This window comes from Herbaspirillum sp. AP02 (assembly GCF_015767275.1).
Classification (GTDB): domain Bacteria; phylum Pseudomonadota; class Gammaproteobacteria; order Burkholderiales; family Burkholderiaceae_D; genus Herbaspirillum.
On record NZ_JADWMY010000001.1, the window covers coordinates 693180 to 706114 of the forward strand.

Annotated in this window: 11 protein-coding genes; all 11 read right to left on the reverse strand. The window is 62.5% G+C overall.

What is annotated here, in order from left to right:
- Positions 1-52: 52 nt before the first annotated feature.
- The 11 genes from I5R65_RS03065 to I5R65_RS03115 all read right to left on the reverse strand — a co-directional run bounded on the left by I5R65_RS03065 (position 53) and on the right by I5R65_RS03115 (position 12759).
- Positions 53-790: an RNA polymerase sigma factor FliA gene (locus tag I5R65_RS03065; protein ID WP_180668754.1), complete on the reverse strand. Its 738-nt coding sequence runs from the start codon at positions 788-790 to the stop codon at positions 53-55.
- Positions 791-795: 5 nt separating this feature from the next.
- Entirely contained in the window at positions 796-1596 is an 801-nt protein-coding gene (locus I5R65_RS03070; RefSeq protein ID WP_180668873.1) for an antiactivator of flagellar biosynthesis FleN protein, read from the reverse strand.
- Between the two features lie 34 nt (positions 1597-1630).
- Positions 1631-3118, reverse strand: coding sequence for a flagellar biosynthesis protein FlhF (flhF, locus tag I5R65_RS03075; protein ID WP_180668755.1), 1488 nt, complete (start codon positions 3116-3118; stop codon positions 1631-1633).
- Positions 3115-5223: a flagellar biosynthesis protein FlhA gene (gene flhA, locus I5R65_RS03080; RefSeq protein ID WP_180668756.1), complete on the reverse strand. Its 2109-nt coding sequence runs from the start codon at positions 5221-5223 to the stop codon at positions 3115-3117. The genes flhF and flhA overlap by 4 nt, the downstream gene beginning before the upstream one ends.
- A 2-nt stretch (positions 5224-5225) precedes the next feature.
- Positions 5226-6401 carry a flagellar biosynthesis protein FlhB gene (gene flhB / locus I5R65_RS03085; protein ID WP_180668757.1) on the reverse strand — a complete coding sequence of 392 codons (1176 nt, stop codon included), beginning with the start codon at positions 6399-6401 and terminating at the stop codon, positions 5226-5228.
- A 633-nt stretch (positions 6402-7034) separates the two neighbouring features.
- Entirely contained in the window at positions 7035-7733 is a 699-nt protein-coding gene (gene cheZ / locus I5R65_RS03090; protein ID WP_219341830.1) for a protein phosphatase CheZ, read from the reverse strand.
- Positions 7687-8082, reverse strand: coding sequence for a chemotaxis response regulator CheY (gene cheY, locus I5R65_RS03095; RefSeq protein WP_180668759.1), 396 nt, complete (start codon positions 8080-8082; stop codon positions 7687-7689). Before cheY ends, cheZ begins: the two co-directional genes overlap by 47 nt.
- 177 nt (positions 8083-8259) lie before the next feature.
- Complete coding sequence (locus I5R65_RS03100) at positions 8260-9336, reverse strand: chemotaxis response regulator protein-glutamate methylesterase (RefSeq protein ID WP_196872124.1); 1077 nt, start codon at positions 9334-9336, stop codon at positions 8260-8262.
- A 49-nt stretch (positions 9337-9385) separates the two neighbouring features.
- Entirely contained in the window at positions 9386-9991 is a 606-nt protein-coding gene (gene cheD, locus I5R65_RS03105; RefSeq protein ID WP_180668761.1) for a chemoreceptor glutamine deamidase CheD, read from the reverse strand.
- Entirely contained in the window at positions 9988-10860 is an 873-nt protein-coding gene (locus I5R65_RS03110) for a CheR family methyltransferase (protein WP_180668762.1), read from the reverse strand. Before I5R65_RS03110 ends, cheD begins: the two co-directional genes overlap by 4 nt.
- A gap of 195 nt (positions 10861-11055) precedes the next feature.
- Positions 11056-12759 carry a methyl-accepting chemotaxis protein gene (locus I5R65_RS03115; protein ID WP_180668763.1) on the reverse strand — a complete coding sequence of 568 codons (1704 nt, stop codon included), beginning with the start codon at positions 12757-12759 and terminating at the stop codon, positions 11056-11058.
- Positions 12760-12935: the final 176 nt, after the last annotated feature.

A 12935-nucleotide genomic window follows, 5' to 3' on the forward strand; every position in this document is an offset into this window, starting at 1 on the left:
CCCAAGGAGCCGTTGACGAACACCGGAGCCTGCGCCCGGCACCCATTGCCTCTCAGGCCACCCCGCTCCACGAATGCTCCCGCAGATAGGAGCGCATACGCGAGATCGCCTGGCTGTGCAGCTGGCACACGCGGGACTCGGACACGCCCATGACCGCGCCGATTTCCTTCAGGTTCATTTCCTGTTCGTAATACAGGGCCATCAGGATCTGCTCCCGTTCGGGCAAGGCCTTGATGGAGTCCACCACCGCTTCGCGGAAGCCGCCATTGATCAGGTTCTGCAGCGGGTCGTCCTCGGAGCCGGCGGTCTGGTAACGGTCCAGGAAATGTTCGTGCCCACCCTCGGCGTCGTGGAAATCCTCGTAGTAGATCAACTGGTGGCCACCGCATTCGCTGAGCAGCGACTGGTATTCGGTCAGACTGATCTTCAGGTGCTGCGCCACCTCGGTCTCCTGCGGCGGCCTGCCCAGCTGCTGCAGCAGGGCCTGCATGGCCTCGTCCACCTTGCGGGCATTCTGCCGGATGCTGCGCGGCAGCCAATCGCTGCTGCGCAGCTCGTCCAGCATGGCGCCACGGATACGTTGCACGGCATAGGTCTCGAACTGCGCGCCATGGGTCTCTTCGTAGCGGTTGACGGCATCAAGCAAGCCCATCATGCCGGCCTGGATCAGGTCGTCCACCTCTACGCTAGGGGGCAATTTGGCCTTGAGCTGATGCGCCAGTTTCTTGACCAGCGGCGCATGCTGCTCCAGCACGTCGTTCTTGCCCTTTTTTCCCTTGACGTTATACATGCACGTCACACTCCCAGGCTTGCACCATCGGTTGCCATTCCGTAAGTGCTGCGGGCCGTATCGGCCGCCGTGAATTGCTTGGACAGGCGCTGGAAAGCCAGCGCCGCTCCGGCAAAGGGAAACACATCCATCACTGCCCGCCCCTGACCAGTGGCGCGGCGAATATGGTCATCGGCCGGGATGGCGCCGAGGAAATTCAACTGCGCCGCCAGATAGCGGCTGGCGGCCTGGGCCATGTTGGCGTAGACGGTGCGCGCCTCGGCTTCGGTGGCGTCATTGACGATCAGGCTGAAGGGACGTCGGCCGATGCGGTCGCTCAGGCTCTTCAACAACACATAGGCCGCCTTGATCGAAGAGGCCGTGGTCGACACCTGGATCACGATCTCGCCCATTTCCATGGTTGGTACCGGCAGCGACTGATCGCTGGCCAGCACGCCGTTGACGAGGGTGATTTCGGCCTGCTCGATCAGGCTATCGAAAATCTCTGCCAGGCGCCCGGCCTGCGGATCGCTGGCAAGCGGCACGTTGCGGCGGGCAATGCGGGCCATGGCGAAGCCTTCGGGCAGCATACGGGTGGCCTCGCGCAGCGGGCGCTCCATGCGCGCCACTTCCTGCAGCGTGGCGACATCGTGGCGCAGGCCGATGCGGGTCAACAGGCCGGTCGTGGCGACGTCACCATCGACGACCAGCACATTGTGCTTGGTCTGCGACAGGGACGCTGCAATATTGATGAGCATGGCACTCTTCTCTTCCTCACCCAGCACCGAGAAGAAAGTGAACAGCCTGGGCACAGGGCGCTCCAGCATCCTGCGCAGTCCGGCCGCCTGGTCGATATCGTAACTAGCCAAAGCTCACCTCACGCAAACCTTTGTCGTTCATGGACATCGCGGTGGGGCCGATCACGCCGGGCAGCTCGCCTTCCTGGAATTCAAAAGGGGCGGTCTCGCGTTTCTGCTTGAAAGCGCGGTCGGCGAGGTAAAGCTTGTTGGCCACGTGCAGGTCTTCGGGCACACGCTGGCCATTGGCCACGTAGTGCAGGTTGAGCTTGTGGCGGATCACCACGTCGAGCACGTTGCCGATGGTAGCGGCCTCGTCGAGCTTGGTGATGATGCAGCCGGCCAGCCCGGAACTGGAGTAGGCATGCACCACTTCGTTGAGGGTGCCGCCGGTGGCAGTGGCGTTCAGGCACAGCAGGCGTTTGATGTCCACGCCGGCGCCGGCCAACATGGCGTCCTGCTCGGCCACCATCTGGTCGCGCTGCCCCACCCCTGCGGTATCGATGAGCACGGTGTGCTTGCCCTTGAGTTCTTCCAGGGCGATGCGCAGGTCGGCCTCATCCTTGACCGAGTGCACCATCACGCCCAGGATCTTGCCGTAGATGCGCAGCTGTTCGTAGCCGCCGATACGGTAACCGTCGGTGGTGATCAAGGCCAGCTTGCCTGAACCATGGCGCATCACGCAGCGCGCCGCCAGTTTGGCGGTGGTGGTGGTCTTGCCCACGCCGGTGGGGCCGACCAGGGCGAAGACGCCGCCGTTTTCCAGCAGTTCGTTCTCGTTGGCCAGGGTATTGAGATTGCGCGCCAGTACCGACTTGACCCAGAACATGATGTCCTGGGACTTGGAGGTGGATGGCAGGTTTTCGGTGATCAGGCGCGACAGGCTGGCCGAGAAGCCGGCGGCCAGCATTTCCTTCAGGACGATGCCCTTGAGCGGCTCGCGCTTTTGCGCGCCACCCCAGGAAATCTCGGCCAGCTGGGTTTCCAGCACGCCGCGCATGGAGCGGATCTCGCTCATGACTTCGGACAGGATCTCGTCGTAGTCCTTGCCATCGAACTCAGGCAGCGCCGAACGCGGACGTTGATCCTGGTCGGCAGCATCGCCGGCCTCGGCCGCAGGCGGCTGGGCGGCGGCACTGCCGGCACGGCGGCTGCGCCAGACCCGGGCGTCCGAGTTGGGTGCGGCTTCTGCTGCGCGAGCGGGCGCCCGGCCTTGTGCTGGCTGATCCAGCAGGGGAGCCTGCTCGACACGCGTGGCGCGCGCCGGCTGCTGCTGCGCCAGCGGCGAGGACAGCAATGCCGGGCGCTTGGGCTGCTGCGCCGGCGGCAGGCCGGATTGCTGCTGCAGCGAAGCTGCCTGCACCCGGGCACCACCTTCGCGAGCGCCAGTGGGCGCCACCAGGGTGGTCATGTCCTCGTTGGCCATGGCCAGGATCTCCACCCCGTCGGGAATATTGCGGTTGGAGAGAATGACGGCATCCGGACCAAGCGCCTCGCGAACCTGACGCCAGGCCTCGCGAGAAGAGTTGGCGATAAATTTCTTGACGTTCATGCTTGCCCTCCAACTAGGCTGGTAACTTTAATCGTTTTCGACTCTGGTACTTCAGCGTGCGACAACACGCGCAACTGCGGCATGGCCCGACGCAGGAAACGCGCCATCAAGGTACGCAGCGGTGCTCCCACCAACAGCACCGGCGAATACCCCAGTTGCTCCTGGCGCTGCGCCGCCATTTCGGTCTGCTGCACCAGCGAATCGGCCAGACCCGGCTCGATGCCGCCGGTGTCGCCGCTGGCTTGCAGCGCCTGCATGAGCAGGCGTTCGAGCTTGGAGTCCAGTGCCATGACCGGCAACTCGCTCTCGCCCGGGAAGATCTGCTGCACGATGGCCCGACCCAGCGCAATGCGGACGATGGCCGTGAGATCGGTCGGGTCCTGGATGCGCGCGGCATGCTCGGCCAAGGTTTCGATGATAGTGCGCATGTCGCGAATGTGCACGCCTTCGGTGAGCAGGTTCTGCAACACTTTCTGCAAGGTACCCAACGGCAACATCTTGGGCACCAGGTCCTCCACCAGCTTGGGCGCTTCCTTGGCCAGGTGATCCAGCAGGCTCTGCACTTCCTGGCGGCCCAGCAGCTCGGCCGCATGGGTGGTGATCAGATGGTTCAGGTGGGTGGCGACCACGGTACCGGCGTCGACCACGGTATAGCCCATGGTCGAGGCCTGTTCGCGCAGGCTGTTGTCGATCCAGACCGCCGGCAGGCCGAAGGCCGGATCGGAGGTCATCATGCCCGGCAAGGGGCCGGTCACCATGCCCGGATTGATCGCCAGGTACTGGCCGGCATGTGCCTCGCCATTGCCCACTTCCACTCCTTTGAGGGTAATACGGTAGGCCGAGGGTTTCAATTCCAGGTTGTCGCGGATATGGATGGGCGGCGACAGGAAGCCGACCTCCTGGGCAAACTTCTTGCGGATACCCTTGATGCGCTTGAGCAGTTCGCCGCCCTGCCCCTTGTCCACCAGCGGAATGAGGCGGTAGCCCACTTCCAGACCCAGGGTGTCGACTGGCATGACGTCGTTCCAGCTGGCCTCTTCGCCTTCGGCAGGCGCGGCGGCGGCGGCAGCCGTTTGCGGCGTGGCGGCAGCGCTCTCGGCCTTGGTTTTTTCGACGCGCTTGCTGATGGCATAGGCACCCCCCCCCATGGCAGCGGCCAGCAACAGGAAGGCGATGTGCGGCATGCCCGGGATCAGGCCCATGCCGCCGATGATCACGGCGGTGATATAGAGCACTTCGGGCTTGGCGAAGAGCTGGTTGATCAGTTGGCCACCCACGTCCTGGTCGTTGGCCACGCGCGAGACCACCACACCGGCGGCCGTCGAGATGATCAGCGAGGGAATCTGCGCCACCAGGCCGTCACCGATGGCCAACAGTGTGTAGTTCTTCAGCGCGGCGTCGAAGGCCAGGTCGTGCTGGACCATCCCCACCACCAGCCCACCGACGATGTTGACCACCGTCACGATGATGCCGGCGATGGCGTCGCCGCGTACATACTTGGAGGCACCGTCCATGGCGCCGTAGAACTCGGACTCCTGCGCCACTTCCTTGCGGCGGGCGCGGGCCTCGGGCTCGCCGATCAGACCGGCGTTGAGGTCGGCATCGATCGCCATCTGCTTGCCGGGCATCGCATCCAGGGTGAAGCGCGCGCCCACTTCGGCGATACGGCCGGCACCCTTGGTCACCACCATGAAGTTGATGATGGTCAGGATCACGAACACCACGATACCGACCGTGTAGTTGCCGCCGATCAGGAAGTGACCGAAGGCTTCGATCACCTTGCCGGCCGCGTCCGGGCCAGTATGCCCCTCGGTCAGCACGATCCGGGTCGAGGCCACGTTCAGTGACAGGCGCAGCATGGTCGACACCAGCAGCACCGCCGGGAAGGCGATGAAGTCCAGCGGCTTGACGGTATAGAGCGCCGTCATCAGCACAATCACCGAGAGCGAAATATTGAAGCTGAACAGCAGGTCCAGCATGAAGGCCGGCAGCGGCAGCACCATCATCGCCAGCATCATGACGATCAGGATCGGGGCTGCCAGAGCCTTGGAATTCTTGATCGGCACCCAGGCCGGGATTTTCATCGTATTGAGTTTGGTCGCCATCGTTACTGCCTGCTTCTATTCTTGGGGCCGCGTGTTTTCGGGGGAGCGGTAGCCGGATCGAGATCCTTGGGCACGGCCAGGTCGGTGGGTTCCACCGGACGATCGCCACCGAACTTGCCAAAGGTGCGCAACTGGAACACGTAGGCCAATACTTCGGCCACGGCGGTATAGAGTGCCTCGGGAATTTCGTCGCCGATCTCGGTATGGGTGTGCAAGGCACGCGCCAGGGGCGGTGCTTCCAGCAGCGGCACCTTGTGTTCGCGTGCCAGTTCGCGGATCTTGGCGGCAATGTCGTCGGCGCCCTTGGCCACCACTTTGGGCGCACCCATCTTGCCTTCGGAGTATTTCAGCGCGACCGCATAGTGGGTCGGGTTGGTCACCACCACGTCGGCGGTCGGCACCTCGGCCATCATGCGGCGACGCGCCATGGCACGCTGCATTGCCCGGATCTTGCCCTTGACGTGCGGGTCACCTTCGGATTCCTTGTGCTCCTGCTTGACCTCTTCGCGCGTCATGCGCAGCTTGCGGCCGTAGTTCCAGATCTGGTAAGGGACGTCCAGCATGGCAATGAGGATCAGCGCAGAGACGATGGTGATGAAGCTCACCCACAGCAGATACGCCGAATGGGCGCCCGCCGTCTTGAGCGATTCCACGCCCAGCCCGAGGACGGCGTCGATCTGGCTGCGGATGGCCAACCAGGCCACGGTCCCCACCAGCAAGGTCTTGAGCACGGCCTTGCCCAGCTCGACCAGGGAATTGACCGAGAACATGTTGCCAACACCGCTGATGGGATTGAGCTTGCTGAACTTGGGCGCCAGCGATTCGACGTTGAACAGCCAGCCACCCAGCATCAGCGGCGCGGCCATGGCGGCCAGGGTCATCATGAAGGCGATGGGGATCATGGCAACGGCAACATCCATCAGATGCGCGCTGAGCATATTGAAGAGCACCACCGGATCGAAGGCGGCGGCGCGCTCCATGCTCAAGGTAGCCACCATGATGCGGTCCAGGCTGGTCACCACCGGACCGCTGAAGGCCCAGACGCAACTCCCGCCGACCAGCAGCATCAGGCAGGTGGCCAGTTCGCGCGAGCGCGGCACATCACCCTGCTCACGAGCACGCTCAATGCGTTTACTCGTGGCGGGTTCTGTCCGCTCCATATCGCTGTCTTCGGCCATCCGCCGTATCCCCCTGCAAAACTGCTTGCCCCCCGGCGTCGCGTGCGCTGGACGGATTTCGAGAACTCATTTGATCAATAGGCGTGAGTGCGAGCGGGTCCCGTTTGGGATGAAGTGCAAGGCGCGAATCTGGGTCAAGACTGGGCGTCTTGACCCAGATTCGTAACACAGCAATTCGCCCAAACGGGCCGCTCCCTGTGGGTTCTACCCAGAAAGGGCGCTGGCCGCGTTGCACTCCTTGCGTGTGGCACCGCCACACGACGCGTCGCGCGCCTTGCCAGGGCCCTTTCTGGGCAGAACGCATCTCACGCCTATTGATGAAATGAGTTCTGGAACAATAGGCTAGGATTATTCGCGACGGGACCCTGCCATCATCATCGGAATAGGGGCGAAAACGTCCCCCATTTCGGACTAGGCAAAAGCCCCGGGCTCTGCCTTGGACAGAACGAGGCGTATCGAAAGCCGTGTGCCGCATGCTCGTTCCTGCACAGACGACATAGGGCACATTCGGATTTACTTGTTAAATGTGATGCGTGGCATTTCCACGACATATAGAACGAGCAACAAAGACGAAGGCCTTGCATGTTGCCCATCAGACAACATGCAAGGCCTTGGATTGAGAGGCACGCCGAATCAGAAGCCCAGGCTCTCCAGCAGATCGTCGACCTGCCCCTGGTTGGCAATGACATCCTTGCCGACCGGGTCGATCTGGGGACCATTGAGCAGGCCGGTGTCTTCGCGCTTGGTTTCCGAGGGTGAGTAATCCACCAGCAACTGCACCAGTTGCGACTCCAGATCGTGTGCCAGCTTGGTGACACGCTTGATGACCTGGCCCGTCAGATCCTGGAAATCCTGCGCCATCATGATGTCCAGCAGTTGCTGCTTGGTGACGCTGCTGTCTTCGCCAGCCTGCGCGAGGAAGGCCGACGTGCGGGCCCCTAGCTCGCGGTACTGGGCTTCCGAGAAAGTGCCAGCAGCCGCTGCTGCCCACTGTGCCTGCAACTCGCCGGCTCCGTCGTGGATACGCTCCTGCAGCGGGCTGGCCAGTTCGGTGGCATTGAGCACCCGCTGGGCGGCCTGCTCGGTCATGCGGGCCACGTATTCCAGGCGGTCACGCGCATCGGGCATGTCGCTGGCGGCCCGTTCCAGCAGCCGGTCGAAGCCCAGTCCGCGCAAGCTGTCATGCAGGTTGCGCGTCATGTGGCCGATACGGACCAATACCTCTTCGCTGGCTGCAGCACCCTCGGCGGATGCGGTACGAGCGGGATTGAGGCCGCCTTCCACGTCAGCCACCTGCGGCCATCTTTTCGAAGATCTTGGCCAGCTTTTCATCCAGCGTCGCCGCGGTGAAAGGCTTGACCACGTAGCCGTTGGCACCAGCCTGGGCGGCCGCGACGATGTTTTCCTTCTTCGCTTCGGCAGTGACCATCAGCACCGGCAGCTTGGACAGGGCCGGGTCCTTGCGGATTTCCTGCAGCATGGTCAGGCCGTCCATGTTGGGCATGTTCCAGTCGGAGACGACGAAGTCGAACTGGTCGCTGCGCAGCTTTTGCAGCGCCTGCACGCCGTCTTCAGCCTCGTCCACGTTGGTGTAGCCCAATTCCTTGAGCAGGTTGCGCACGATGCGGCGCATGGTCGAGAAATCGTCGACGACTAAGAACTTGGTATTGGGACCCGACATGCTAAGACTCCATCTGAACAATTGAATTCTTGGATAACGGCAAGTGCCTTCGCTGACTTGAGCCGATACCTTCTTATATTCCCAGCATGAGATGAAACTTCATGCTGCCTCTCATATGCAACGCATTGTAGTGCAGCAAGTACAAATTTGGCAGAACAATAAGCGCTTGGTGCCGCTTCACACCCGCAGGGCACGGCTTCCGTGTTCTGCCAGCCACGCCAGCACCCGGCCCGGCATGGTCTGCAGTGAAAGAACCTCATGCGCCGCACCAATGGCGATGGCTTCGCGAGGCATGCCGAAGACCACGCAGGAGGCCTCATCCTGGGCGAAGTTGTAGGCGCCGGCATTGCGCATTTCCAGCATGCCCTGGGCGCCGTCCTTGCCCATCCCGGTCAGGATCACGCCCACTGCGTTCTTGCCGGCACAGGTTGCGGCGGACTGGAACAGCACATCCACGGAGGGGCGATGGCGGTTCACTGGCGGCCCCTGGTCGAGCTGGGTCATATAGTTGGCGCCGCTGCGCACCAGCTTCAGGTGGGAATGGCCGGGCGCGATGTAGGCGTGGCCCGGAAGGACGCGTTCGTTGCCGGCCGATTCCACCACCGAAATCTTGCACAGATTGTTCAGGCGCTGGGCGAAGGAACGTGTAAAACCTTCCGGCATGTGCTGGGTGATCAGGATGCCAGGGCAGTCCGAAGGCATGCGGATCAGGAACTCCTTGATCGCCTCGGTGCCTCCGGTGGAGGCACCGATGATGATGAGCTTTTCGCTACTGGTGAGCGGGTTGCGGATCTGCGGCAAGACTTCTCCGGGCGTAGCGGCCTGCTCGGCTGCACGCGACGGGCGGGCGCGCACGCGCGCCTTGGCAGCGGCGCGGATCTTGTCGGCGATCATGTCGGCATACTCCTGCATGCCGCTCTGGATGGAGATCTTGGGCTTGGTCACGAAATCGATGGCACCCAGCTCCAGTGCCCGCAGGGTGATTTCGGAACCCCGTTCAGTCAGCGAAGACACCATCACCACCGGCATGGGGCGCAGACGCATCAGCTTTTCCAGGAAATCCAGGCCGTCCATGCGCGGCATTTCCACATCCAGCGTCAGCACGTCCGGATTGGTCTGCTTGATCAGCTCACGCGCAATGATCGGGTCGGGCGCCACGCCCACCACTTCCATGTCGGGCTGGCTGCCGATGATTTCGCGCATGACACTGCGGATCAGTGCGGAGTCGTCGACGATAAGAACTTTTATTTTCATCACTCAATCACTCAAATTTCAGTATTGCCCTGCGGCTTCATCATCTTCATCAGAACAGATCCACCTCGCCACCCACCGGCTTGGTGACCAGCTTGCTGGCGTAGGCTTTTTCGCGATCCACCAGGGTGTTGTTGTGCATCTGCTTCAGCTTTTTCACCAGCACCTTGCCGGTGCGGGGGAAGAAATACACCTTGCGGGGATAGATATCGTTCAGGTCCTCTGCCACCACGCGGATGTTTTCCGCCTTCAGGTAGCGCCGCACGAATTCGGCATTGCGCTCGCCCACATTGATGGCCGAAAAGCCGCGCAGCACATTGCCGCCGCCGAACACCTTGGCCTCCAGATTCTCACGCCGGGCACCGGACTTGAGCACTTCGTTGATCAGCACTTCCATGGCGTACGTACCATAGCGGGCCGAAGCCGAGATCGGACTGCCATCGTCGCCACCACCGTCGGGCAACATGAAATGGTTCATCCCGCCGATGCCAGAGACGCGGTCGCGGATACAGGCCGAGACACAGGAACCCAGCACGGTGACGATCATCATGTCCTTGCTGGTGAAGTAGTACTCACCCGGGAGGATCTTGGCAGCGTCGCAATCGAAGGTGCGGTCGTAGTAGAGATTGGTGGCAATCTGCTCGGAAGCCTGGCTCATGGCTTGGTCCTTGTGCCACGCTGCGTCGCGTTGAGTTCATAGACCGTCTTGCCTTTGAGCTTGAGCGCATCGGAGACATACAGGAAGTTCTCCGAATGGCCGGCGAACAGCAAGGCATGAGGCTTCATCAATGGAACGAATCGGGAGAGGATCTTGCTCTGCGTAGGTTTATCGAAATAGATCATCACGTTGCGGCAGAAGATCACATCGAACTGACCGCTGATGGGCCAGCCGTCGCCCAGCAGGTTCAGTTGCTTGAACGTGATCAGCTTGCGCAGCTCCGGGCGCACGCGCACGTAGCCCTCATGGTTACCCTTGCCACGCAGGAAGAACTTCTTGACCCGCTCGGGCGACATCTTCTCGATGCGCTCCATGGGATAGACCCCATTGGCGCCGGTGGCCAGCACGTTGGTATCGATGTCGGTGGCCACGATCTGCACCGGCGGCGTCATCGAGCCATAGGCCTCGCAGGCGGTCATGGCGATGGTATAGGGCTCTTCCCCAGTGGAAGCCGCCGAGCACCAGATGGTGGCCGGTTCCTTCAGGGTCTTGAGAAAGTCCGCCAGGATGGGGAAATGGTGTGCCTCGCGGAAGAACGAGGTCAGGTTGGTGGTCAGGGCGTTGGTGAAGGCTTCCCACTCGTCCGAGTCGTGGGTGCGCTCGAGCAGGTCGAGATACTGCTGAAAGGAAGTGATGCCGGTCGCGCGAAGGCGTCGCGCCAGGCGGCTGTAAACCATTTCCTGCTTGCTGTCGGCCAGGGCGATGCCCGCCCGCTGGTAGATCAGGCCACGCACGCGCTCGAAATCACGGCTGTTGAAATCGAACTCCTTGCCGGATGATTCGCCCTTGCTTGGCACCGTAGGCTTCACTGTCTTTCCTTCCCTGGCGCAGCCCGCTCGCAGGCCGGCCACTTGCTATCTATCGCCCGTCCCGTGCGGGCGAGCGTCCCCTCGTCGAATAATCTATCAGGCGCCGGACGGGGTCAAGCGAATCAGCCTCGGAAATGAAACGGTTTTACCCCCCTATTGCGGCAAGTCAATCCGATGCCGGCGTGCATAGCCTTCTCAAACCTTGGAAATCCTCACCGGCCTTGCCCCGCGCGGGGTGGCCGGGGCCCGCACCGAGCCCGACGAGGCCAAGGTGGCGGTCGTGGTCGCCGGCACTACAGCAGGCGCCGCATGACTGGACCGGTAGCCCACCCGGAAGCCGCCCCAGTGCTTGCCATTGACGTAGATCGGCACCGACAGGTCGTGCATCACCTCGCCGGTATCACGCTTGTAGGTCTGCAGCAGGAAAGCCTTGGTATTGGCACCGCAACGCTTGCCGGTGCGGTCACTGAAGATGCGCTTGGTGCGGTTGTTGACCAGGTCGACATCATAGTCGCCGGTCAGTGGCTGGGAAAACTTCTTGTTGTGGGTGGGGAAGTAGCCATTGTTGTCCACCGCCCCGGCATAGGCCAGTTGCGGCATACGCTCCAGCAGCGCCTCCTGCAAGGCCGGCAGCACGCGGTCGGTAAAGCCGTCGAACTGGCTGGAGTGCTTTTGCGGCGAGGTATTGGGAATAGGCTTGTAGCTGCGATCGAACAGCGCCGCCTCGGAAATCTGGCCGGCCCGGATCGCCTTCTCGAACAAGCTCCCGATCGCCTGCGCGGATTCGGCAGCGGCCACGCGGATCTCATCATGCCCACTGCGTGCGCCGCCATCGACGATGGCCTCGAAGACCGCCTCAGCCCGCTCCGACAGCAGCATCGCAGACGCCGCCACGCGGGGCAGCTCGCCATCGGTCTGCAGCATGCCGTTGCGGATGTCGGTGATGGCCTCGGCGATTTCCTGGGTCGTCTGGACATGTTCGCGCGAAGCTACGGCAATTTCCTCGATCTGCTCCTGCGACTGGCTGGAAGAACGCTCGATGCTGTTGAGCAGCGTATGCACCTTTTCCACGTTCTGCGCCGCCTCCAGCACCCGGCTGCTCAGCGAATTCATGCCCGAGGCTGCCCGCTCGGCTTCCTCGGTAATGGCACGCACCATCACGCCGATATCGTCGGTGGCCTCCTTGGTACGCTGGGCCAGTTGCCGGACTTCCCCGGCCACCACTGCAAATCCGCGTCCCTGCTCACCGGCACGTGCTGCCTCGATGGCGGCATTCAATGCCAGCAGATTGGTGCGGGCCGCAATTTCGCTGATGACCTCGGTGATGCCGTGGATGCGACGCGACTTTTCCTGCAGCTGCGCCATCATCGACGACGCGGACAGGGCATCGGACCGGGCCTGCCCGATCTGCTGCAGGCCGCGATCGACTTCAGCCCTGCCGCTGACGCTCTCGGTACGCACTTCGGCCGCGATGGCCGAGGCACGCTCGGCATTGGCGGCGATCTGCTCGGTGGTAGCAGCGTTCTGTTCGGCACTGGCGGCAATGCGATCGGCCGCCCCTACGTCCTTGCTGATCTTGTTCTTGATGGTATCGACGAAGAACGATGTTTCAGCAGCACCGATCATGATGTGATCGATTTCGCCACTGATCTTGTCGACCAGCGCATCGCCACGCGACTGACCGCGTCCACGCACCAGCGCAAACCCGACCATGCCCAGCAGCACTGCCACGCAGCTGACCAGGGGTGCCGCGAGCCAGCGCCCTGCCCCCACCGCCTCCAGCGCCAGCGCCACACCGCCACCGAGCACCAGCCCGGCCAACCAGGGCGCGGCCCCCTGCCACGCTTGCGCCGCCACGCCGGGCGCTCCAGCAGCACCAGCACTTCTGTTCTTCGCCATCGATGTCTCCTTGCGGGTAGCCCGCTTCTTTTATTCCTGCCTGGGGCAGTTATGGCTGCGGACGAAACATGACGCAACACGCCGCATTGTCCCGAGGCTATAGCGCACAGCTTACGTATAACTGAATAAAACTGCACATGGGCAAGTATTTTCCACGACATGAGAATTGCTGCAGC

Coding starts and splice junctions, on each gene's coding strand:
- I5R65_RS03065 (WP_180668754.1), bottom strand. CDS start 790: ATGTATAACGTCAAGGGAAAAAAGGGCAAGAACGACGTGCTGGAGCAG.
- I5R65_RS03070 (WP_180668873.1), bottom strand. CDS start 1,596: ATGCTGGAGCGCCCTGTGCCCAGGCTGTTCACTTTCTTCTCGGTGCTG.
- flhF (WP_180668755.1), bottom strand. CDS start 3,118: ATGAACGTCAAGAAATTTATCGCCAACTCTTCTCGCGAGGCCTGGCGT.
- flhA (WP_180668756.1), bottom strand. CDS start 5,223: ATGGCGACCAAACTCAATACGATGAAAATCCCGGCCTGGGTGCCGATC.
- flhB (WP_180668757.1), bottom strand. CDS start 6,401: ATGGCCGAAGACAGCGATATGGAGCGGACAGAACCCGCCACGAGTAAA.
- cheZ (WP_219341830.1), bottom strand. CDS start 7,733: ATGAAAAGCTGGCCAAGATCTTCGAAAAGATGGCCGCAGGTGGCTGAC.
- cheY (WP_180668759.1), bottom strand. CDS start 8,082: ATGTCGGGTCCCAATACCAAGTTCTTAGTCGTCGACGATTTCTCGACC.
- I5R65_RS03100 (WP_196872124.1), bottom strand. CDS start 9,336: ATGAAAATAAAAGTTCTTATCGTCGACGACTCCGCACTGATCCGCAGT.
- cheD (WP_180668761.1), bottom strand. CDS start 9,991: ATGAGCCAGGCTTCCGAGCAGATTGCCACCAATCTCTACTACGACCGC.
- I5R65_RS03115 (WP_180668763.1), bottom strand. CDS start 12,759: ATGGCGAAGAACAGAAGTGCTGGTGCTGCTGGAGCGCCCGGCGTGGCG.